Origin of the sequence: Bacillus sp. HY001, assembly GCF_007558965.1 — a bacterium.
GTDB classification, from domain to species: domain Bacteria; phylum Bacillota; class Bacilli; order Bacillales; family Bacillaceae_G; genus Bacillus_A; species Bacillus_A mobilis.
This window is the reverse complement of sequence record NZ_VLTE01000015.1, coordinates 15,055-36,559: the sequence shown is the minus strand read 5'-3', so window position 1 is coordinate 36,559 and position 21,505 is coordinate 15,055. Positions and strand designations below refer to the sequence as shown.

24 protein-coding genes are annotated in these 21,505 nt (G+C 35.0%); 7 read left to right on the top strand and 17 right to left on the bottom strand.

Annotation, left to right across the window (positions count from 1 at the left end; all coding sequences use genetic code 11):
* Positions 1–58: 58 nt before the first annotated feature.
* The 5 genes from FOT98_RS09745 to cotH all read right to left on the bottom strand — a co-directional run bounded on the left by FOT98_RS09745 (position 59) and on the right by cotH (position 5,168).
* Positions 59–1,000 (bottom strand): magnesium transporter CorA family protein, encoded by a 942-nt coding sequence (locus tag FOT98_RS09745; RefSeq protein WP_000932392.1) that lies wholly within the window; start codon positions 998–1,000, stop codon positions 59–61.
* 184 nt (positions 1,001–1,184) lie between these two features.
* Positions 1,185–2,564, bottom strand: coding sequence for a putative polysaccharide biosynthesis protein (locus FOT98_RS09740; protein WP_061676440.1), 1,380 nt, complete (start codon positions 2,562–2,564; stop codon positions 1,185–1,187).
* Between the two features lie 96 nt (positions 2,565–2,660).
* Positions 2,661–3,263 carry an undecaprenyl phosphate transporter UptA gene (gene uptA / locus FOT98_RS09735; protein ID WP_000881202.1) on the bottom strand — a complete coding sequence of 201 codons (603 nt, stop codon included), beginning with the start codon at positions 3,261–3,263 and terminating at the stop codon, positions 2,661–2,663.
* 104 nt (positions 3,264–3,367) lie between these two features.
* Positions 3,368–3,985 (bottom strand): NUDIX hydrolase N-terminal domain-containing protein, encoded by a 618-nt coding sequence (locus FOT98_RS09730; protein ID WP_063261339.1) that lies wholly within the window; start codon positions 3,983–3,985, stop codon positions 3,368–3,370.
* Positions 3,986–4,091: 106 nt separating this feature from the next.
* Positions 4,092–5,168, bottom strand: a complete 1,077-nt coding sequence (gene cotH / locus FOT98_RS09725) for a spore coat protein CotH (protein WP_063261338.1) — start codon at positions 5,166–5,168, stop codon at positions 4,092–4,094.
* Positions 5,169–5,349: 181 nt separating this feature from the next.
* Between cotH and exsB the strand changes: the two genes are divergently transcribed.
* Positions 5,350–5,892: an exosporium protein ExsB gene (exsB, locus tag FOT98_RS09720; RefSeq protein WP_063261337.1), complete on the top strand. Its 543-nt coding sequence runs from the start codon at positions 5,350–5,352 to the stop codon at positions 5,890–5,892.
* Between the two features lie 44 nt (positions 5,893–5,936).
* Here the strand turns inward: exsB and FOT98_RS09715 are convergent, their stop codons facing one another.
* The 6 genes from FOT98_RS09715 to FOT98_RS09690 form a co-directional block, all read right to left on the bottom strand.
* Complete coding sequence (locus FOT98_RS09715; RefSeq protein WP_063261336.1) at positions 5,937–6,548, bottom strand: phosphoserine phosphatase 1; 612 nt, start codon at positions 6,546–6,548, stop codon at positions 5,937–5,939.
* A 13-nt stretch (positions 6,549–6,561) separates the two neighbouring features.
* On the bottom strand, positions 6,562–7,107 hold the full coding sequence (locus tag FOT98_RS09710; RefSeq protein WP_063261335.1) for a short-chain dehydrogenase: 546 nt from the start codon (positions 7,105–7,107) through the stop codon (positions 6,562–6,564).
* Positions 7,108–7,120: 13 nt separating this feature from the next.
* Positions 7,121–7,537: a FosBx1 family fosfomycin resistance bacillithiol transferase gene (fosB, locus tag FOT98_RS09705; RefSeq protein ID WP_063261334.1), complete on the bottom strand. Its 417-nt coding sequence runs from the start codon at positions 7,535–7,537 to the stop codon at positions 7,121–7,123.
* Positions 7,538–7,595: 58 nt separating this feature from the next.
* Complete coding sequence (locus tag FOT98_RS09700; protein WP_061676447.1) at positions 7,596–9,257, bottom strand: peptide ABC transporter substrate-binding protein; 1,662 nt, start codon at positions 9,255–9,257, stop codon at positions 7,596–7,598.
* 75 nt (positions 9,258–9,332) lie between these two features.
* Positions 9,333–10,346, bottom strand: coding sequence for a DUF2628 domain-containing protein (locus tag FOT98_RS09695; RefSeq protein WP_080467626.1), 1,014 nt, complete (start codon positions 10,344–10,346; stop codon positions 9,333–9,335).
* Between the two features lie 7 nt (positions 10,347–10,353).
* Positions 10,354–10,806: a methylated-DNA--[protein]-cysteine S-methyltransferase gene (locus FOT98_RS09690; protein WP_063261332.1), complete on the bottom strand. Its 453-nt coding sequence runs from the start codon at positions 10,804–10,806 to the stop codon at positions 10,354–10,356.
* Positions 10,807–10,940: 134 nt separating this feature from the next.
* On the opposite strand from FOT98_RS09690, the gene namA reads away from it, so the two are divergent.
* Complete coding sequence (namA, locus tag FOT98_RS09685) at positions 10,941–11,978, top strand: NADPH dehydrogenase NamA (protein ID WP_063261331.1); 1,038 nt, start codon at positions 10,941–10,943, stop codon at positions 11,976–11,978.
* Between the two features lie 400 nt (positions 11,979–12,378).
* Here namA and FOT98_RS09680 read toward each other — a convergent pair whose 3' ends face one another.
* The 3 genes from FOT98_RS09680 to FOT98_RS32320 all read right to left on the bottom strand — a co-directional run bounded on the left by FOT98_RS09680 (position 12,379) and on the right by FOT98_RS32320 (position 13,855).
* The gene (locus tag FOT98_RS09680; protein WP_063261330.1) at positions 12,379–12,852 is read right to left on the bottom strand and encodes a DinB family protein; all 474 of its coding nucleotides are present in this window, start codon (positions 12,850–12,852) and stop codon (positions 12,379–12,381) included.
* A 78-nt stretch (positions 12,853–12,930) separates the two neighbouring features.
* Positions 12,931–13,590: an oxidoreductase gene (locus tag FOT98_RS09675; RefSeq protein ID WP_061676451.1), complete on the bottom strand. Its 660-nt coding sequence runs from the start codon at positions 13,588–13,590 to the stop codon at positions 12,931–12,933.
* Between the two features lie 115 nt (positions 13,591–13,705).
* Positions 13,706–13,855 carry a hypothetical protein gene (locus FOT98_RS32320; protein WP_168216100.1) on the bottom strand — a complete coding sequence of 50 codons (150 nt, stop codon included), beginning with the start codon at positions 13,853–13,855 and terminating at the stop codon, positions 13,706–13,708.
* A gap of 266 nt (positions 13,856–14,121) precedes the next feature.
* Between FOT98_RS32320 and FOT98_RS09670 the strand changes: the two genes are divergently transcribed.
* Both FOT98_RS09670 and FOT98_RS09665 read left to right on the top strand, forming a co-directional pair.
* On the top strand, positions 14,122–15,072 hold the full coding sequence (locus FOT98_RS09670) for a metal ABC transporter substrate-binding protein (RefSeq protein WP_063261329.1): 951 nt from the start codon (positions 14,122–14,124) through the stop codon (positions 15,070–15,072).
* A 134-nt stretch (positions 15,073–15,206) separates the two neighbouring features.
* A complete protein-coding gene (locus FOT98_RS09665) occupies positions 15,207–15,677 on the top strand; it encodes a GNAT family N-acetyltransferase (protein ID WP_000172418.1) in 471 nt (156 codons plus the stop codon).
* 97 nt (positions 15,678–15,774) lie between these two features.
* Here FOT98_RS09665 and FOT98_RS09660 read toward each other — a convergent pair whose 3' ends face one another.
* Positions 15,775–16,725, bottom strand: a complete 951-nt coding sequence (locus FOT98_RS09660) for a CobW family GTP-binding protein (RefSeq protein ID WP_063261328.1) — start codon at positions 16,723–16,725, stop codon at positions 15,775–15,777.
* Positions 16,726–16,890: 165 nt separating this feature from the next.
* Here FOT98_RS09660 and FOT98_RS09655 point away from each other — a divergent pair, with 165 nt between their 5' ends.
* Positions 16,891–17,793: an aldo/keto reductase gene (locus FOT98_RS09655; protein WP_063261327.1), complete on the top strand. Its 903-nt coding sequence runs from the start codon at positions 16,891–16,893 to the stop codon at positions 17,791–17,793.
* Positions 17,794–17,817: 24 nt separating this feature from the next.
* Here the strand turns inward: FOT98_RS09655 and FOT98_RS09650 are convergent, their stop codons facing one another.
* Together FOT98_RS09650 and FOT98_RS09645 are read right to left on the bottom strand one after the other, a co-directional pair.
* Complete coding sequence (locus FOT98_RS09650; protein WP_063261326.1) at positions 17,818–18,402, bottom strand: GNAT family N-acetyltransferase; 585 nt, start codon at positions 18,400–18,402, stop codon at positions 17,818–17,820.
* A gap of 84 nt (positions 18,403–18,486) precedes the next feature.
* Positions 18,487–19,950 (bottom strand): flavin monoamine oxidase family protein, encoded by a 1,464-nt coding sequence (locus tag FOT98_RS09645; protein WP_063261325.1) that lies wholly within the window; start codon positions 19,948–19,950, stop codon positions 18,487–18,489.
* A gap of 240 nt (positions 19,951–20,190) precedes the next feature.
* Here FOT98_RS09645 and FOT98_RS09640 point away from each other — a divergent pair, with 240 nt between their 5' ends.
* Together FOT98_RS09640 and FOT98_RS09635 are read left to right on the top strand one after the other, a co-directional pair.
* A complete protein-coding gene (locus FOT98_RS09640; RefSeq protein ID WP_063261324.1) occupies positions 20,191–20,382 on the top strand; it encodes a DUF3896 family protein in 192 nt (63 codons plus the stop codon).
* A 105-nt stretch (positions 20,383–20,487) separates the two neighbouring features.
* On the top strand, positions 20,488–21,489 hold the full coding sequence (locus tag FOT98_RS09635) for an LLM class flavin-dependent oxidoreductase (protein ID WP_061676457.1): 1,002 nt from the start codon (positions 20,488–20,490) through the stop codon (positions 21,487–21,489).
* Positions 21,490–21,505 lie beyond the last annotated feature (16 nt).

Genomic DNA, 21,505 nt, shown 5'->3' with positions numbered 1-21,505 from the left:
TAGCAAAAAAGCTGCTCTAGCGCAGTTACACAACTATGCTAGAGCAGCTTTCTTCTCATTAAAAGTAACGTTTCTTCCAAAAAACAAACGCTAATGTGAAAGATAGTGTTACACATATTATGAGTACAATTACAAAACCATGTGCTTCCCCTTCAAATGGAACCTTTACGTTCATTCCAAAGAAACTAGAAACCATCGTTGGTAATGATAAAATGATTGTAATAGACGTTAACAGTTTCATAACACTATTTAAATTATTTGATATAACGGAGCTAAAAGTATTCATCATTCCACTTAAAATGTGACTATATATTTCCGCCATTTCAATAGCCTGTTTATTTTCAATTAATACATCTTCTAATAAATCTTGATCGTCTTCATACATTTTTAAAAATGTACTGTTACGCATTAATTTTTGAATTACAATTTTATTCGCCTTTAATGATGTTGTAAAGTAAACTAAACTTTTTTCAAGGCCTAGCAATGTGAAAATCTCTTTATTTTTCATCGACTTATTTAATTGATGCTCTAAATCGATTGTTTTTCTGTTAATTTGCTTTAAGTATCTTAAATAATAAGTAGAAATCGTATATAAGAGCTGAAGTGCAAAGCGTGTCTTTTTAAACGTATAAAATTCTTTAATACGTTGATTAATAAAACGTTCAAAAATTGGATTTTCTTCTAAACAAATTGTCACAAAGCAATCTGGCATGACAATCATACCTATTGGAATCGTGTCATAAATCGAATTTCCTTCTTCATCATGTCTAACTGTTGGAATATCCACGATTATTAAAGTATTATTGTCTTCCTTTTCAATACGAGAGCGTTCTTCATCATCTAAAGGGTCTTTAATGAAATCTAAGTCTACATTTAAAGTTTGTACTAGATATTGAATTTCTTCTTCCGTTGGATGAAGTACATTAATCCAGCAACCCTTTTGCATTTCCTCAACCTCTTGTAGTTTTCCGTTTCGGTCTGTTAAATAAATATTTAACATACTATCACCCCGATTCTTTTTACATGTAGGAATCTACCTCTCTTACAGAACAGTTTTTGAACCGCCATTCTCAGCATATGAAACATACGTTTAAATTTCAATAGAAAAATTATTTTGAAAACGTTTTTATAAGAAAAATATTATAAACAAAGAAAAAGACAGAGTGCTCTCTGCCTTAAAAAGCTTATGTTGCCTTTATAACATATTTAGAAAGCATCCACAAGTTAAAGCCAACTGAAATCGTATAACCAGCGTATGTTGAAATAATAAAACTTACATAATCGAAATACGGAAGCAATACAATATTTAAAACTATCTTCACAATAATGCCAATCACTAATCCTAGCACTGTTTTCTGTTGTTGATTAATTCCTTGTAACATCGCAGCTGTTACTGTAAATAGCGAAAATAGTATACAGGCAGGAGCATAATACTGTAAAATCACTCTCCCCATCTCCGGGTCATTGCCGGCACCAAATAAAAGCGTATATACTGGTTTTGCTAGCAACATCATTCCAATTGCTGCTGGTACCGTAATACCTACTACTAATACATTCGTCCTCGTAAAATGTTTGTACAGTAACTTCACATTTCCTGCTGTATAGGCTTTTGTCATCTCAGGTACGAGAGACATACTAAAAGCAGTCGCAACGGAAACTGGGATAAGTACAACCATCTGAACAAGACCAATTATTGCATTAATCTTCTCTGCTTCGCCTTGCATATAGCCTATTTGTATAAGTAGTTTATTAATTGTAAATGTGTCAATCGTCTGATACAACGGGATTGCTAAACCAACGACAACAAACGGGATTGAATATGTAAAGAGCTCCTTATAAAGCGAGAAAAAAGATTTCGTTGTTTGCGGAATACTTGCCATTTCTTTTTTCTTTAAGTGCTTTCTCCTTCTAATGTAATACGCACTTAAAACCGTTAATCCACCTATCGCTCCCATAAAGGCACCGAACGTTGAAATACCAACAGCTAGAGAGATAGAAGCTTTTAAAATATATAAAACGACAAAACTTCCTATCAAAATGGTTAAGACTCGAAAAAATTGTTCTACCACTACACTTAAAGCAGAGGGCCCCATCGATTGGAACCCTTGAAAGAATCCCCTTAATAAACTCATTACCGGTACAAGTATTAACGCAAAGCTTACAATTTGAATATTAGTTGTGACCGCCGCTACACTATTCCCTGTTTGATCATTTCCATCGATTACAAGTTTAGCTAAATGTGGAGCTAATATATATAGGGTTAAACATGAGATTACTCCCATTATCAACATAAAAAAGATACCGCTCTTTAGCACTCTCTTAACCGTATGATAATCATTCAGTTGATCATATTTTGATACCATTTTCGAAACTGCAAGCGGTAGTCCCATCGTCGCAATGCTAAGCATAATCGTATATGGACGATATGCATACGTGTATAAAACGTACCCACTCGTACCAACCATTGCTGTAAATGGTATAACATATATAAACCCTAACATTTTAGATATCATCGTTGCCATCGTTAAAAATATCGTTCCACGTATAAACGGTGACCCTTTCATCACATTCCTCCGCTACGCTTTATTATTACACATTATGGACAACTCCTTTTTTTTAGAACCAGAACAAATAAAAAAGCCAATGAAAAATCATTGACTTTAACGCGCTGCTTTTTTCTTTTTGAAATACTTTAAACCGAAGTATAAAGCAACAAAGAGAACAGCTCCTATAATTATGTAATGTGTGTAATCAGATGCATACTCTTTAATGTGTCTCCAATTTCCACCAAGCTTTTCACCTAAGTATATAAATAGTATTGACCATGGAATAATCGCAACTACAGTATACAGTGTAAATAATTTTAACGGCATTTTAGCTAATCCTGCCGGAATAGAGATTGCGTGACGTACGACTGGGATAAAACGCGCAGAAAAGATTACTCCTGCTCCGTAACGCTTAAACCAACCTTCCGCTATGTCTAAATGATGTTTATTAATAAGTAGATATTTCCCGTATTTCTCTACAACTGGACGTCCTCCATAGTATCCAAGCCAATATAAAAATATTTGAGCTAACGTACCACCGATTGTTCCAGCAATGACTGCACCGACAAAGCTAATTTTACCATCTGCAACTAAAAAGCCCGCATACGATAGTACAATTTCACTCGGGATAATTTCAATCATTAAAGCTAGCGCTACTCCAAAGTAACCTAAGCTTGCAAAAAATTGCAATAACTGATCTATTATGCTTGCTAACATTTTATTTTCTATCTCCTTTTTTCTTCACATACCATCCCATTATTACATAAAGGTTGCATTCTGCCAATATCTTCATTCCAACAATTTGATTGGCATACGCATGATTAATCTATTAATATTTCTTTCTGAGATTCTTTCATGTAGGCAAACATTTCTTTAATTTGCTCTTCGGTATTTCTAGCAATCGATAAATTAGGCAATTCATTTTCGCCAAAGAACTCCACATCATCTGTTTCAATACTCGTTTTCTTTTCGCCACCAATAATCTTACAACCAATAAAAATTTTATATACGTGTGTTGCTGAAGGCGATGGTTGATGTTTTTCTTTATCAAATATAGCGAGTAGTTTAAAATCATCTACTTCATAACCCGTCTCCTCTATAACTTCTTTCGCTGCTACTTCTGTTGGCGTATAACCGATATCAGCCCATCCACCTGGCAATGCCCATTTCCCATCACTTTTTTCTTTCACAAATAATAACTTTTCATTTTGAAAAACGACTGCTCTTATATCAACTTTTGGTGTTTGATAACCTGTCTCATTTGCAAATAACTTCTCTACAACTTCCCAATCTGTCTTTGTGTAATGTGACATCATCGAAATGGAAATATCCCGTAATTGTTGGAATCGCTCTATATCATACACATCTTTAGAATACGTTAAACCCGCTTGGGCTATAGCTTGTATTTGTTTTACCCAATCAATCCACTTTACCGTCATGTTTCCACATCTCCCATCCTCTTTTAATTGCATATTAAGTTAGTTCTACTGATACATCTTTATTATACAAAAAAAGAGATTGATAATGTTCCAATCTCTTTCAAAATTAATCCAATTCATGTAGGTGGTCATGTATATACTTTCTTCGCTTATTTATATATTCATAAATCATATCAGTTTCTTGATCAAATGTTTCTAATTTGTCTTTCATATATGGATCTTGAAGTAAATATGGACGAATCGATTCACACAAACCTTCAACTTTCGGCATCATAAATGAAACGGTAAATTGTTCTTCTAATATTTCTTCCAAAATACTTCGGTATTGTTTTCTAAAAACAGGTATATCTAACAATCTTGCACTTAACGTGTTATAGCCTTGAATACGAATATACTCATGATTTAGCGGCCTTCCTTGTACATCACGCCCCCAAGTCGCATCATAATCCCACGGTATCACTTCAAATAAATTTGTTTCATCATTATGATATAGCGCATAGTTATGAACAAAACCATCAAAGTTTTGCGTAAAAATGACGCCAGCTAACCATCTTAAATATTTATCTACATGCAAAAACTTTCCAATTTCTTTTTCATAAGCTTCCCTCTTCAAAGTATTCGCTTGAAATACAAATTCACTCAGCTGTTCTTCGCTATTTTCATTCGAGCATTTAAATTCATATCCCGCAAAAAGCTCTGTCTTAACATCTTTATCTCTCTCACTCATTAAAGAAAAGTTCGCATCATCATCTATCGCATAATAAATAGAACCATTTGGTAATCCTCTATTTTTCAAAAAGTTTTCATCAACTGATTCTAACTGTAAATATACACCTTGAATTTGACCATTAATTTTTATAAATACATGTTGTGATTTTGGTGAAAGTACACCAATATCATGAAAAAAATCTAAAGATAATTTATTTCGTATGAGAGACGGATCCATAAACTCAGAATTTAAATGAAACTCTTTCGCACCTTGAAACTTTTTTGGTTTATAAAACATAACATGATAAGACTTTTTCTCAAATTCACGAATATGAGCCCCTCGGTATACGATATCAATGTCATACTTCTTTTTTCCATAAGTTAATTTGGCTGGCACTGGACTGTCTGACCAAATGTCTTTTTTCAATTCCACTACGTACATTGGATGAATAAAAAAATCATATGAAGGCAGCATGTTTTCTCATCCCTTCTCAGTTCTCTTCATTCAATGTATGCGCCTTGTCTTGTCCATACATCCGCTATCATCTATTTATATAAAATTACACTCTTGTCCTGTTCAGAAAGACGTCATATCTCATATCATGTTAAGGAAAAAGAGTACCTTTTCACCTGAATACATGATAAGGAGGATTTCTATGAAACGTGATATTAGAAAAGCTGTCGAGGAAATCAAAAGTGCGGGGATGGAAGATTTCTTACATCAAGATCCAAGTACATTTGAGTGCGATGATGATTGCACGACAAAAATAGATTGTAGCGAAGATTGTAAATGCCCAAGAACAAGATGTACTCGCGTGAAACATTGTACGTTCGTTACAAAATGTACTCACGTTAAAAAGTGGACATTTGTTACAAAATGTACTCGTGTGCGCGTTCAAAAATGGACATTCGTTACGAAAGTAACACGTAGAAAAGAATGCGTTTTAGTTACAAAACGTACTCGCAGAAAGCATTGCACATTCGTTACAAAATGTGTACGCTTTGAAAAGAAATTTTACTGGACTAAACGATGTTACTGTAAAAAATGCGAATTCTTCCCGAACGGACACGGTGGCTCTTGCGACGATTCGTGTGATGACGGAAAGAAATGGAACGATTGCAAAGATGGCGGACATAAATTCCCATCTTGCAAAAACAAGAAATTCGATCACTTCTGGTACAAAAAACGTAATTGCTAGTTTTTCATATAAAAAAAGGCCGTTTTCACGGCCTTTTTTTATGCTTACTGAAAATGACTTATATCTGCAAATTGCTTCACTTCACCTTTACCTTCTTCAAATTCTATTATACTAAGACTAGCACTATGCATAAATGGATCATTCCAAACATTTTCTATTTCAATACCTGCGAAATGTCCTACAAGTAGTTTTGCCGCTGCCGCATGGGAAACAATTAATATACTTTCTCCTTTATGCTTTTCTAGAAGAAGCTGTATCCCTTCAATTACCCTTTTATAAACAGACTCAAAATTTTCTCCTGATGTTGACTGAAAAAGATGTGGCTCATACCAAAACAATTGTATTTCGTCTGGGTATTGCCTTTCTATATCATCGACTGTCTGTCCTTCCCATATACCCATGTTAATTTCATAAAAATGCTCATCCGCAATTATCGGTATATCACGATCGCCCTTTATTAGCTCTGCAGTATGAAGGGTTCTTTCACTCGGACTACTATAAATCGCATCGATAGATAAATCTTTCATTCGATCTCCTAATTGCTTAGCTTGTAGCATACCATTTTCAGTTAAAGCAGAGTTTTTCCGCCCTTGCATTCGCTTCGCTACATTCCATTCCGTTTCACCATGCCTTGTTACATATACAGTTGTCTTCATTTCTCATTCCCCCTTACCATGTTGGCCGCAATTCCCACGGTTCTACTCGTCCTACAATCCATTCATCACACTTACTCTCAATTCCTTTTATTACCCCATCCGATATTTCTTCATGGGTAAGCCATCTCCCGTACGTATCTTCTAATATATAACCTAATATTATTCTATAGTAGCTACACCGCGTACCTCCTATTTTTTGTGCGGGCATACGCGACGCTTTACTACCAAAAATATGAAAAACATTGTATGTTTCCGGCCACAACTCTAATTCTCTACAAATGAGTGATAACGTATCCTTCGCACTTGCGTGTATCCATGCGACAACTACTGTTATTGGACCATTCCTCTCAATTGTACTTTTAATAGCTAGCTTTACATCGTCATTATTATGATAATCTAATGATAGACATGTAATCCTTTCTGGCGCAGCACTCTCTCGCTTAACATTTTCTAATTTCACTTCATCTCGTCCAATAATAGAAACATGAAATCCTTTCTCACAAAGCCACATAGAGACTCTCTTTAGCATTCCTGTCCCGCCAATTACTAGCGCATGCAACTTTTTTCCTCCCTTAATAAAATGTCATATGAGGTTTATCTTCTCTATAATAATTAAGTCGGTCTTGCAATGTCCCTGAATGAAATTCAAACTTATGGCCGTCAGGATCAACAAAATATATAGACTCACAGTCCCTTACATTCCGTTCTCTTCCTTGTAAAACATGAACATCGTTTTCTTCTAATCGCTGCAGTAGGCGTTCAAAGTCTTTCTGTTCAACTGAAAACGCAATATGCGTATAAGATTCATGAATCTCATTTCTCGGAATATGTGTTTCTTCATTAAGCGCTACCCATACCCCGCATATATTGAAATATGCGAGTTTTCTCCCTTTAACTAATAATTCCCCTTCCAATACTTTTTCGTAAAATGTAATAGAATCTTCTAAATTAGTTACTGAAAAACAAAGATGATTGATTCCTTTTAACAACTCTAATTCCTCCTATACAAATAAAAGATGAGCGAAAATTCACTCACCTTTCATTATACTATTTCTTTGTAATATATGCCCATTTATAACTGAAGTCCCCACCAAACGTATGATTCGCAATACCTTTCACGTATGGTTTTTCTAAATATGCCGTACTTTGTTGGTACGCAGGAGAAATAGCAGCATCTTGACCAATTAAGATTTTTTCAGCTTCTGCAAGGGCACTCCAGCGTGCTTTATCATCTTTTAATAGCTCTCCTTTTGATTTCGCTACTAAATCATCATACTTCGGATTAGAATAATCCATTTCATTAAATGAGCTTCCAGTAACAAACATGTCAATATAAGTCATTGGATCCGGATAGTCTGGACTCCATGCTGATAATGAGAATTCATATTCAAATTTCTTTTCTAACTCTAGCTTCTGCTTATATGGTTGTTGTTTCAAATTCACTTTAATACCAGGTAAATTTTTCTCTAACTCTTCTTTAATAAAGTCGCCCACTTTTTTACGGCTACCGTTATCATCATTTAGAAATTCTACTGTAATTGTATCTTGGCCAAGCTCTTTCTTCGCTTCTTCCCATAATTTTTTTGCTTTTTCTGCATTATCTTTGCTATCACGGAAATTTTTATTTACAGTACGGAAATCTTTTCCATCTGGTCCTGTCGTAAATTTCTCAGGTACTAAGAAATATGCTGGTAATGATCCGTCATTTAAAATAACATTGGCGATTCCTTTTTTATCGTATGCTAGATCAATCGCTTCACGAACTTTTTGGTTTTTAAACGTTGCATTTTTTTGGTTAAAACGTAAGAAATACATACGTGGATCTAACTTCGTTTTAAATTCATCTGGCTTATTCTTTTTATATTTATCAACGAATTCAGAACTTAAAATAACTCGATCCGCTTGATCACTATCATATAAATTTACTCCTGTGCTCGTTTCCTTCACAATATTTACATTAATCTCTTCTAACTTCACAGTATCTTTATCCCAATAATTAGGGTTTTTCTTTAACTGATAGCTTCGTTCATGTTTCCATTCACTCATCGTAAATGGTCCATTATATAATAGTTTATCTGCTTCTAATGCATATTTATCCCCTTGTTCTTTCACATATTTTTCATTTAAAGGGAAAAATGTTGGGAATGAAGTAAGCTCAAGGAAATATGGTGCTGGTTGTTCTAATTCTACTACTAACGTTTTATCATCTTTTGCTTTTACTCCTAATTGATCTAACGGTAATTCTCCCTTATTTACTTTCTGTGCATTTTTCACATCAAATAAAATAAATGCATACTCAGCTGCCGTTGCTTTATCTAATGCGCGTTGCCATGCAAATACAAAATCTTGCGCTCGAACTGGATCGCCATTAGACCACTTTGCATCTCGTAATTCAAATGTATATGTCGTTTTATCTTCACTAATCTTCACATCTTTTGCCATACCCGGAGTTGGTTTATTATCCTTATCTAAACGATATAAACCTTCCATTGCATTGACAAAGGCACGGAATGATACAGAGTCTGTTGATTTTGACGTATCCATTGAAGGAATTTCTGCTGCTTCTAATAAGTTTAATACTTGCTTATCTGCTGCTCCCTTACCTGCTTCTTTCTTCGTTGTAGATGCCTTCTCCCCATTTCCGCAACCTGCAACTAATACACTTGTCGATAATGCAACTGCAGCAATCGTTGTTACCTTTCTCTTCATTCTTCCTTCCCCCAATCTATATGTATAAATGAAAGTAGTATAATACATACCATTATACAAAAGATTCAGATTATTTCAAATATTATTTTTGTACAGTAAATAAAGAAGCGGATAGAATGCCCTTCTATCCGCTTCTTTTTCTATTCTTTTTACTTGTAATCCATCCTCTATGTCAAATGGATTTTGAACTTTAAATATTTCTTCCATTATCTTCAAAAAGTCTTCCTCATTTTTTGATTCTCCATTAATCGTCAAGGAGTACGGCTCAATCTCGCCCAATTTATAATCAACAACAAATTGGATCTTCACCTTTTTCCTTGGCATATCAGGACTTTCTCCTTGGAACTCTACCAATTCTAATCCTTCAGTGCCACGGTAATATACCCAACCTGGATTTCTAAAATAATTTTCAAACGATTCACCAATGGAAAAGAACGGATATTCATATAGTGAGCCTGCACGAACCTTTTGGATAATATCTCGATCAGTCGGGAAAAAGAAATGGCTGAAGAAGATACTAGCAACTGCTAAAATCGTAACAATTGTCGCTCCCATTTTACTCGTTCCACCACTATCACGAATGAGATACTTCTCAACCGATTCATCTTGAATTTCTCGTGCTTTTATTCGATATATACGCCTTTCTGCAAATTGATAATATAATCCATTCGCAAAAATCGCCATTCCAAATAAAATAAAAATGAGCAATAAAAATGTAAGAGGCACCATATTAATGATCGGCAGTGCTACGTTGAAACCCATATAATAAGAAAATGCATCGCATGCTAATAATAACAATATCAATAAAGCTGCAGGTACATAATACTTACGATATCCAAGCCAACCTACATTAAAAATAGCTGCCCAACCATTCCAGCTCCATCTAGCAATCCGCTTTTCCTCAAGCTCCCATTTCCTTTTGTAATGCGGATATTGTCTCCCTACATATACTTCTAATTCCTTGTCTATTAGCGAACTTCCTTCACCTTGTTCATTATGCAAGGTCCGCTGGCAACTTTCACAATTCAACTGATTTCCCTTGCAAAGTTGCCCACAATTTATACACTTCAAAACAATCCCTCTTCTCATCCATACGTCATTTCAAAATACCTTCGTGTTTTAATAACCACTCTTTCCTCCATAAACCACCAGCATACCCAACAAGCTTCCCGCTCTTTCCTATTACACGATGACACGGAACGATAATTGAAATTGGATTACGACTATTCGCTCCTCCTATTGCTCGTACCGCTTTCGTATTTCCAACCTTCTCTGCAATATCTAAATATGAAGCACTTACGCCATAAGGAATAGTATAGAGCGCATCCCATACATTTTTTTGAAATGATGTTCCCTCAGCAGACAACGGGACCGTGAACTCTTTTCTTTTCCCCTTAAAATATTCATCTAGCTCATTTATACATTGATCTATCGTTTCATTTTTATGTTCTTCTTGTCTCTCATCCACAAATATAACAGACGTAATTCCTTTATCGTTCGCTGTAATTTCCAGCAAACCTAATTCACTTTCATAATAAGCCTGATACATATGTCATCCTCCAATTCAATTCATATTAATTATTGTAACACGAATAGACAAAATTTTTCGTATAAGCGTTTTATTAGGGAAAACAAAAAAGAGAATGATACAATGTAAGAAAATTCAATCTAGGAGGCTATTGGATGAATTCCGAACTTTTTTCACCTTATACAATTAAGGACGTTACATTAAAAAACCGTATCGTTATGTCACCTATGTGCATGTATTCATCAGAAAACGAGGATGGCCAAGTAACTAATTTCCATCTCGTTCATTACGGAACGAGAGCTGCCGGTCAAGTTGGTTTAGTTATGATTGAAGCGACAGCCGTGTTACCGGAAGGAAGAATCTCTAACAAAGACTTAGGTATATGGGATGACAGCCTAATTGAAGGCTTACATAAAACGACAACTTTTATACATGATAACGGTGCAAAAGCTGCCATTCAACTCGCTCATGCCGGAAGAAAAGCAGAATTAGAAACGGATGCTCTCGCTCCATCAGCAATTCCGTTTAATGAAACAATGAAAATACCAGTAGAAATGAATACACAGCAAATAAAAAATACTATATTCGCTTTTCAGCAAGCTACAATACGATCAAAACAAGCTGGATTTGACGTTATTGAAATACATGGTGCTCACGGTTATCTTATTAATGAATTTCTTTCTCCACTTTCTAATAAGCGGACTGATGAATATGGGGGCTCACCTGAAAATCGCTATCGTTTCTTACGTGAAATTATTGACTCAATAAATGAAGTTTGGAACGGACCGTTATTCGTTCGTATTTCAGCAAATGACTATCATCCTGATGGGTTAACAGTTCAAGATTACGTTCAGTATACAAAATGGATGAAAGAACAAGGGGTAGATGTAATCGACTGTAGTTCTGGGGCTGTTGTACCGGCACACATCGATGTATATCCCGGGTATCAAGTACAATATGCGAAACATATTAAAGAGCATGTTAACATTGCAACTGGTGCTGTTGGATTAATTACGACCGGGGCACAAGCAGAACAAATTTTAAATAATAACGAAGCAGATTTAATTTTTATCGGACGTGAGTTACTTCGTAATCCTTACTTCCCAAGAATAGCCGCCAATGAACTTGGCTTTGAGTTACAAGAACCATACCAATACAAGCGAGCACCAGGGAAAATCCAAACGAATAAATAAAGTGAAACTTTAATCAGTGGGGGTCTTACTGCCCATTAAAGCGGGATAAAACCGAGAATATTATGTACGACTACTTACAGAGAAATTAAAAGTATACTACAAGACAATGTATGTTATTTTATAATATCATTTTAAGGTGTATCAACATTTTGCTTGATACGCCTATTTTTTATCTCCTTATTCTCACTACATGCAGCTATACACTTAAATAACGTTATATAAAAACAATTAAACTCAATGAACAAAACAAGCATATTCACACTCTAAATATGCGACAAGGTTACAATCCACATTCAATAATATGGATCACAACTGAAGTAATAAAAAAACAATTTCTCAAATTAAGTAGGAAATTGTTTTTTATTATAATAGTATACTGTTTTAAATTCGTTTGTTTCGTTTATAAATAGGAACGATGCGCTGGCCATGAACCTTGAAGCTTGCGAATTTGTACAATTTGTCCTGTATGATAAGCATCGTGCAAAAGAATGTTCTGATATTGTTGCCAAATCGGAAGAGAAGGGATAAGTCGATCTAGTTCTGCTTCTTGAAGGGATACTAATACAGATTGTAAAGCATCATGCACTTGAATTGTTCGCAACACTGTTTGTTGCCAAGCATCTTCATCATTACATCCTCCTTGGACAAACGTTTCATCATTATTTTGTGGTGCAACAAATGTTTCATCTTCGTGTAAGCGGGCAAGCAGGCGTTCTTTAAAAGTAAGTAAATGGTTTACATTTTCCCAAATTGTATTACTAGCCCTTCCTTCTGGTTGCCAACACGCTTGTGCAGCGGTAAGATCCTTTAACGCGTCTGTTATAGGTGGATACCATGCTTCTTCGTAAAAAACTTGCTGAATTCCATTTTGCAAGTTTTTTACTCATTCGTATATCCTCCTTTTGCAAACCCTCAAAAAGTATGGACTAGTACATATCATTCTTCTCGTTTGTTATTCTATCGTTGTAATTTCATTTGAGTTATAAAAATAGATACCCGTTTCTTCTCGCAATGCAGTGATATACATCCCTTTCGCCACATCTTTCGCTGAAATTGGTTTATATTTTTTGAAAGCCCCTTTAAATATAAATGGAATCATACGAGATAACTTTTCAGCCATTCGTTCTCCAAAACGAAATTCTTGTCGATTTCCTACTAATAATGACGGCCTAAAAATGTGAATACCACCAATAACTAATTTTTGTAATTCCTCTTCCATTTTCCCTTTAACTTGCGAATAAAAGAAAAATGATTTAGGATTTGCTCCCATCGAGGACACAACTAAGAAATTTTGCACCCCTTGTTTTTCAGCTAAACAAGCAGCTCTTAACGTATATTCATAATCTACCTTTTTGAAATTTGCCTTTGTTTTTGCTTTTTTGATCGTTGTTCCTAGACAACTAAATACATCATCTACAGCAAAAAACTCTTTATATTCCTCTAACATTGAAAAATCTACTTGCTTTTGCTGTAACTTTTCATGTTGCCATTGTATTGGTTCTCTTACAAAAATAGTAACCGAATCGTAGTAATCTGATTCAAGTAATAGACGCGTTATCTCTTGTCCAACTAAACCACTTGCACCAAGTACTAACGCTGTTCGCTTATTCATATATGCATATACCTCTTATTTTACTTTTCTCTCCTTCAGCAAAATACAACTTTTAGGAGTTTCCTTCTCTCATTTTACCACAAGTAAAGCACTATGCGTACGCATAGTGCTTTACTCACTCTTTTTTCTCATCGTTCTCTCGTAATTTTGTGACTGTTGATGCATCTCCTAAATTACTTATTAATCTTCTTAAAAAAATTAAGACTAAGGCTAATGGGAATACTACCGCTAATATCAATAAAATAGCTTCCATTAAGTAACCCAAACACTCATCCCCCTCTACACCCTCCTTTCATATATATGAACACAGCGTTGTCACATATGCATGTATTCGCAAAAATAACACCTCTATATTTGACAACTTTATAACAAAATCAAATCGGAATGATTATTATTTATTGCAACTTTATAAAAGATGTATTATACTAAGTTCGCAAACTAAAACGTAATTATTCCGTTTTGTATTAAAATGATATTTTTCTTCTATAATTGGGGAAAATATATCCGTAAAAAAGAAAAGAGGAGAACTTCATGCCTAAAAGATTGACTATATTTTCATTCTTACTTATTTTCACTTTAATTTTTACTGGCTGCTCAAATAAAAAAGAAGGCAAGGCCAAGAAAGATGGAAAACTAACTGTTTATACAACTATTTTTCCTCTTGCTGATTTCGCAAAAAAAATTGGTGGCGACTATGTAACTGTTGAAGCGATTTACCCGCCTGGTGCAGATTCTCATACATTTGAACCAAGTCAAAAACAAACCGTACAAGTTGCAAAAGCCGATTTATTCGTTTATAACGGTGCTGAATTAGAACCATTTGCTGAAAAAATGGAAAAAGCATTGCAAAAAGAAAATGTTAAAATTGTAAATGCATCAAAAGGTATTGAACTGCGTACTTCTACAGAAGAAGAGCATCATGATCACGGAGACGGCCATAAAGAGGATGAACATCATCACGATAAAGACCCGCACATTTGGTTAGATCCTACTTTAGCAATGAAACAGGCAGAAAAAATTAAAAATGCACTTGTAGAATTACAACCTGACCATAAACAAGAGTTCGAAAAAAACTTCGCAGCACTTCAAACAAAATTCACTGATTTAGATGATCAATTTAAAGCAGCTGTTGCGAATGCAAAAACGAAAGATATTTTAGTTTCTCATGCGGCTTATGGTTACTGGGAACAACGCTATGGCCTAAAACAAATTGCTATCGCGGGTATTTCAGCTTCTGATGAACCATCTCAAAAACAGCTTGCTGAAATTACAAAAACAGTAAAAGAACATAATCTACAATATATTTTATTTGAAACTTTTTCTACTCCAAAAGTAGCATCTGTCATTCAAAAAGAAACGGGTACAAAAATTTTACGCTTAAATCATCTTGCTACTATTTCTGAAAATGATGCGAAGAACAATAAAGATTACTTCACTTTAATGGAAGAAAACGTAAACACATTGAAAGAAGCTACTAACTAATCATTTTTTTAAAGAAGCTGCATATGTCATGCAGCTTCTTTTTTACTTGTTCTTACTTGACTTGACCAAAATAACAAGTAAAATTATCCATATTAGCTTTTATGCTATATTAATTTAGAAGGTGAGTTGGAATTATGACTCTTCACATTTGTGAAGTAACAGAAAAAAATTGGCGTTCGGTAGCTGCTTTAAACGTCGCAAAAGACCAGCAGCAATTTATTGAAAGCAATGCGTTTTCTCTAGCAGAATCATTATTTGAAGGAAACGGAACGTCAGTAGGTTTATACGATGGAGAAACACTTGTAGGATATGCAATGTACGGATGGTATTGGGAAAAACGTAAAAGCGTATGGTTAGATCGCTTTATGATTGACGAGCAATATCAAGGAAAAGGATACGCAAAACGTTTCCTTCGCATACTCATTCAATTCTTACAAGATAAATTTGAATGTAAAATAATTTATTTAAGTTTACATCCAGACAACAAACTCGCAATGGGATTATACGAGTCATTTGGCTTCCGCTTAAATGGCGATATTGATGACGAAGGCCCAGTTGTAGGTGTTGTAATGGAGTTACTATTAGATGAACATACAAGCCTGTGAAAACGGGCTTTTTATTATCCTTCGTTTTTTGCAATCTAGCATTTTTCCATAGAGTACTTAGTTAATTCCAAAAAATAAGCCTGCAATATATGCAGACTTATTTCACACACTCCTCAAAATGTTCTTGGAACCATTCTTTATTAATATCTTTTCCGATAAACACGACTTCACTTACTCGTTCTTCGCCCTCTTGCCACTCTCTATCGTATGATGCAGCAAACAGTGTATGCACACCTTGGAAAACGATACGTTTATTTACTCCATCAATCGATAAAATTCCTTTGTAGCGATATAAATATTCACCTAGTTCTTGAACGACAGCTGACATCCATTCATTTAGTTTTTGTAAATCTAACGGACGTTCTTCACGCAGTACAAACGATTTTACACCTTCTAGATGATTATGCTCTGTATGAGGATAAATTTGTAACGTATCTTTCGTTTTAAACGTCTGAATTTGTAGTAACGATTGAATATCCACATCACAGTTAGTCGCCTCAATTAACTTTGCAGTTGGGTTAATACCTTGCAGTTCCTGCAAGAGATTTTCCTTTTCACTTTCATCCACTAAATCTAATTTATTTACTAAAACGACATCAGCAAATGCAATTTGTTCCTTTGCTTCTAGTCCTTTTTCAAAATGTTTATGTATATGATAACTATCTACTACTGTTACAACACCGTTTATTTGGTATGCAGATTGAATAACAGGATCTAAAAAGAATGTTTGAATAATCGGACCTGGATTTGCAAGACCAGTCGTTTCAATTACTAATCCATCAAAATCCATTTTCCCTTCTGCTTTTACGTCCAGTAATTGTTTTAAAGCGACGAGTAAATCTTCACGTACAGTACAACATAAACATCCATTCGTCATCTCCATAATCTCTTCTTCGACATTCATAATCAACTGATTATCAATACCAATTTGCCCTATTTCATTTACAATCACTGCTAATTTCTGACCGTGATTCTCTGATAAAATGCGATTTAATAATGTCGTTTTCCCTGATCCAAGAAAACCAGTTAATATTGTTACTGGAATCATTCCTTACATCTCCTTATAGCTATATGTTTCTACATTATAGCATATAGAGAAAATCGTTTTTGTAGCAAAACATATTTATTGTATGTACGACACTGTAACTATATAATAATACATAGCAAGAAAGCCTTTTCAAAAAAATTTTTATTCCTCAAGGGGGTACTTATAATGGAACGAGTTCAAATGGCCGAAACACTAGAATTTTCTCGTGTTATTCAAGGTTTTTGGCGTTTAGCAGAATGGAATATGACAAAGCAAGAGTTACTTTCTTTCATTGAAGCTTGTATGGAGATGGGAATTACTACTTTCGATCACGCCGATATTTATGGTGGCTATACGTGTGAAGGATTATTTGGAGAAGCGTTACAACTCAAGCCTTCCTTACGCGAAGATATGCAAATTGTCACAAAATGTGGAATCGCTCCCCCATCACCGAAATTTCCAGAGCGATATGTTGCTCACTACAATACGAGTGCTAAACATATAATAAAAAGCGCGGAAGACTCATTACAAAACTTACATACAGATTATATTGATGTATTGCTCATTCATCGCCCTGATCCATTTATGGATCCAAATGAAGTAGCAGAAGCGTTCTCGCGTTTAAAACAAGAAGGCAAAGTCCGCCACTTCGGTGTATCTAACTTTTTACCTTCACAGTTTAATATGTTAAGTTCCTATTTAGATTTCCCGCTCCTTACAAATCAAATTGAAGTATCTGCGATGCATCTTGAGCATTTCGAAAAAGGAACAATTGATCTATGCCAAGAAAAACGAATCAATCCTATGATTTGGTCGCCTCTTGCTGGCGGAGAAATCTTTACTGGTCAATCAGAACGTGCCGTACGTGTACGTGAAACTTTACAGAAGGTTGCTACTGAACTAGGTGTTACTAGCATCGATACAGTTATGTATGCATGGCTACTTGCTCATCCAGCTAATATGATGCCAATCGTTGGATCTGGTAAATTAGATCGTGTTAAAACAGCCGCTCTTTCTACAAAAGTCAATTTAGATCGTCAACAATGGTTTACAATTTTCGAAAGCTCTAATGGACATCCTGTACCATAATACAGAAAAAGAAGAGCTGTTTCTTTACAGCTCTTCTTTTTCATATGTATTTCTTGTCATGGCAAATACACACATATCCCTTAATCCATTTCCATCTACCGCTACACTCGCACTTTCCAATGTACCCTCTAACTTAAAGCCTAATTTCTCAGGTATAGCCCTACTCTTCTTATTTAAAGAATCACATCGAATTTCTACGCGATTTGCTTTTAGCTCAGAAAAAGCATAATTCGTTATACCCTTTGCAGCCTCTACCATATAGCCTTTTCCACTAAACCTTGAATCAATCCAATATCCAATTTCAAATTGAGGTATATCCCAATTAATACGATGTAATCCAGCGGATGCAATAAATTCACCTGTTTCTTTCGAAAAAACTAGTAATCTTAAATCCTCACGCTGTAAAAATTGAATATGTGATTTTCTAATACTCACTTCTACTTCTTCCTCTGTTTGCTCTTTTTGCGCAAAAACCATCCATGGTTTTAATTCTTGCATAGAAGCTCCAATTGCATCGTATACAGCTTTACCGTCACCTGGTTTCGGCATTCGAATAAATAGCCTTTCAGTATAAAATTCAGAAGGAAAATCGAATAATAACGGATTCACTTTCAACACTCCTTTTAATTCTTTTATATATAATAATATCCATCTCAAACTATACAGTAAAGAAATTTCTGAATTTTATACATTTTAATCATTCACCTCTACCGCAACACGGACGCCCGATTCAATCGCACCTTGTATCCATCCGTGATATAACGTTGTATGATCACCTGCAAAATATAATCTCCCCTCTGGTTTTATAATTGCTGGTTGTAGTTCAGATTCTTGACCAGCCTGAAATAGCGCAAATCCTCCAAGTGCATATGGATCCAATGTCCAACTTTTTGATATTCCAGACATGAATTCATCATATACTTGACCACCTAATATCGTTGCCAAATTGTGTAATGCGTAATAAATACGATCTCCCTTTGATAACCCATCCCATAACAACGCATCATAAGACCATGTATAGCTGCCTAACATCATAGCAGGTCCTTTCTCTCCAATTCCGTGACTTGGATAATAGGCATAACGAATTGGCAAATCCGTTATAATCCTGCCACCTAATTGTCCTTGTTCTTCCCAAAATCGACTTTTAAATTGCATTCCTATTTTCGTTGCTGGCATATAATGCAATTCACGAATTGCTTTCCATTTTTCATGAGATATAGAATCAAATGGATCTACTTCCACAAAGCGCATTGTCGAAAATGGAATTGTAATAATAACTAAATCCCCTGTAATACTACTATATTCAAAGGTTTCCTCGTTTCGATAAAAAGCTGTCACACCGTTTTCATGCTGATGCAGCTTCATTAATTTTTGATTATATATAATATTTTCTTCTAATTGTGGTAAAAAGGACTTTGGTAATCTATCATTCCCTCCCACAATTTCACAAAATCCACTCTCCTCTTGCATAATATATAAAAAGCGTAACGTCTCTACAAATGACCTTTCTAAAAAACCTTCTAAATCTAATAAAACACCGATCATCTCAATTGTTACTGGTGAAAAGTAAGTATTATATTGATAAGGATGATACTTTAAAAATTGCCCTGTCGAGTATCTCCCAAAATCCTTTACTACAATATCCCAATTTTTCTCTGGGTTCTTTTTTATAAAATTTATAATTGGCTGTACCGCTAACAATAATAGCTCCTCAGACGTTTTCCCGACTTCATTCATTTCCACAGGATACTTTAATATACTTGGGTCTTTTTCATATTGTTTTAATGTCGTTTTCCGTCCATTTACGTAAATAATATCCGTCTCATTCCTATTAATAAAAGGGCTTACCTGTAGCCCAAATTTTCTTATATATGCCATCGTTAATGTGTGCGAATATGGAATTCTCATTGCCCCTACATCCAAATATAATCCGGTATCTTCCATTCTAACCGTCTCTATACGGCCACCTACTCGGTTGTTTGCTTCAAAAATCTTTACTTCATGTCCTGCAGCTTTTAATAAAGATGCCGAAACTAATCCAGCCATGCCTGCGCCTACTACAATAATTTGCTTCGGGCGCGTCGTCTTCTTTAATCCTTTATTTATAACTTTCAACACTTCATCCATCTCAGTGTTATACATTATATCTTTCTGCACAATTCCACCCCTTACTTCATAAAGTGAAACTATAATCAGTGGGGGGCTCTTCCCCTACTGATTATTAGTTGAACCAATCGGGCTTTTATGGGCATTAGTGGTTTAGTGCATTTTATTCATAAATTCCTATAAACATAACAACATAGCAAGTGGAATATTCACTAAAAGTACATAAGAGATAGCTCTCACATATCTTCACGCTTCGTATAATATAGCAACAGCAAAAAGGAGTGGTTGAAAATGAAACAAACTTACGACTACCACGATACAAAGAAGTATTTAGAAGGAAAGAAACAACAACTATGCAACAAACTTAGTAGTAAGCATCTATCTAAAAAAGAGCGTGAACAATTAAATCTTGAGATTGATAACTATGAATATATTTTAGACTTAGTCGAAATGAATCATTATGAACGGGGCTTTTCTCGTTAGAAGTAGATATAGGATGTATCCACTTCTTATTTTGAGCATTTTATTACGCATTTTTCGTAAGTAAATATATAATAGGATGTACATTAAGATTGAGAGGTATATTCTATGATCAAATTAAGTGTATTAGACCAATCACCTATTTCAGATGGTAGTACAGCAGCCCAAGCTTTTTCTCATACAGTTACACTTGCACAAGAAGTTGAAAAATTAGGATTCACACGTTTTTGGGTATCTGAGCATCATAATTCCGTCAGCCTTGCTGGTTCAAGTCCTGAAATACTTATTTCTCATATTGCTGCAAAAACGGATCGTATGAGAGTTGGATCAGGTGGTGTTATGTTACCGCACTATAGCCCGTATAAAGTTGCTGAGAATTTCCGCGTTTTAGAAGCTCTTTATCCAAATCGTATTGACCTTGGTGTCGGCAGAGCACCTGGTGGTATGCCAATTGCTACTCGCGCACTACAAGAAGGCAAAATGGTCTCACTGGATCAATATCCAGAACAAATTGCAGATGTTGCAATGTACTTACATGATCAAGTACCAGAAAACCATCATTATGCAAATTTAAAGGCTACCCCTGTCATTCCAACATCTCCTGAGATGTGGTTGCTCGGTTCTAGCGGAGAGAGTGCTATGATTGCTGCAAAACAAGGTGCTTCTTTTGCATTCGCACAGTTTATTAATGGATACGGTGGCCCTGAAGTAATGAAGGCTTATCAGGAACAATTCCAACCTTCCTATCTAGGAGACAAACCAAAATCAATCGTCTCTATTTTTGTTATTTGCGGAGAAACGAATGAAGAGGCGGAAAAAATTGCTTCTAGTTTAGATTTATCAATCTTATTACTAGAACAAGGAAAGCGTACAACTGGTACTCCTTCTATCGAAACTGCACAAAACTATTCATACAGCGCTTATGATCTATTCCGTATAAAAGAAAATCGTCAACGTATGATCGTCGGTGATCCATCTTCTGTGAAAGAACAAATCGTAAACTTAAGCAAAGCGTACAATACTGACGAATTTATGATTGTTACAATTACTCATCGATTTGAAGATAAATTGAATTCTTATCGCTTACTAGCAAATGCTTTTCATTTATAATGATAAAAGGGAAATA

What these genes read in the sequence shown, in the direction of transcription:
- FOT98_RS09745 (WP_000932392.1), bottom strand. Translation starts at nt 1,000, where the DNA reads ATGTTAAATATTTATTTAACAGACCGAAACGGAAAACTACAAGAGGTT.
- FOT98_RS09740 (WP_061676440.1), bottom strand. Translation starts at nt 2,564, where the DNA reads ATGAAAGGGTCACCGTTTATACGTGGAACGATATTTTTAACGATGGCA.
- uptA (WP_000881202.1), bottom strand. Translation starts at nt 3,263, where the DNA reads ATGTTAGCAAGCATAATAGATCAGTTATTGCAATTTTTTGCAAGCTTA.
- FOT98_RS09730 (WP_063261339.1), bottom strand. Translation starts at nt 3,985, where the DNA reads ATGACGGTAAAGTGGATTGATTGGGTAAAACAAATACAAGCTATAGCC.
- cotH (WP_063261338.1), bottom strand. Translation starts at nt 5,168, where the DNA reads ATGCTGCCTTCATATGATTTTTTTATTCATCCAATGTACGTAGTGGAA.
- exsB (WP_063261337.1), top strand. Translation starts at nt 5,350, where the DNA reads ATGAAACGTGATATTAGAAAAGCTGTCGAGGAAATCAAAAGTGCGGGG.
- FOT98_RS09715 (WP_063261336.1), bottom strand. Translation starts at nt 6,548, where the DNA reads ATGAAGACAACTGTATATGTAACAAGGCATGGTGAAACGGAATGGAAT.
- FOT98_RS09700 (WP_061676447.1), bottom strand. Translation starts at nt 9,257, where the DNA reads ATGAAGAGAAAGGTAACAACGATTGCTGCAGTTGCATTATCGACAAGT.
- FOT98_RS09695 (WP_080467626.1), bottom strand. Translation starts at nt 10,346, where the DNA reads ATGAGAAGAGGGATTGTTTTGAAGTGTATAAATTGTGGGCAACTTTGC.
- FOT98_RS09690 (WP_063261332.1), bottom strand. Translation starts at nt 10,806, where the DNA reads ATGTATCAGGCTTATTATGAAAGTGAATTAGGTTTGCTGGAAATTACA.
- namA (WP_063261331.1), top strand. Translation starts at nt 10,941, where the DNA reads ATGAATTCCGAACTTTTTTCACCTTATACAATTAAGGACGTTACATTA.
- FOT98_RS09675 (WP_061676451.1), bottom strand. Translation starts at nt 13,590, where the DNA reads ATGAATAAGCGAACAGCGTTAGTACTTGGTGCAAGTGGTTTAGTTGGA.
- FOT98_RS09670 (WP_063261329.1), top strand. Translation starts at nt 14,122, where the DNA reads ATGCCTAAAAGATTGACTATATTTTCATTCTTACTTATTTTCACTTTA.
- FOT98_RS09665 (WP_000172418.1), top strand. Translation starts at nt 15,207, where the DNA reads ATGACTCTTCACATTTGTGAAGTAACAGAAAAAAATTGGCGTTCGGTA.
- FOT98_RS09660 (WP_063261328.1), bottom strand. Translation starts at nt 16,725, where the DNA reads ATGATTCCAGTAACAATATTAACTGGTTTTCTTGGATCAGGGAAAACG.
- FOT98_RS09655 (WP_063261327.1), top strand. Translation starts at nt 16,891, where the DNA reads ATGGAACGAGTTCAAATGGCCGAAACACTAGAATTTTCTCGTGTTATT.
- FOT98_RS09640 (WP_063261324.1), top strand. Translation starts at nt 20,191, where the DNA reads ATGAAACAAACTTACGACTACCACGATACAAAGAAGTATTTAGAAGGA.
- FOT98_RS09635 (WP_061676457.1), top strand. Translation starts at nt 20,488, where the DNA reads ATGATCAAATTAAGTGTATTAGACCAATCACCTATTTCAGATGGTAGT.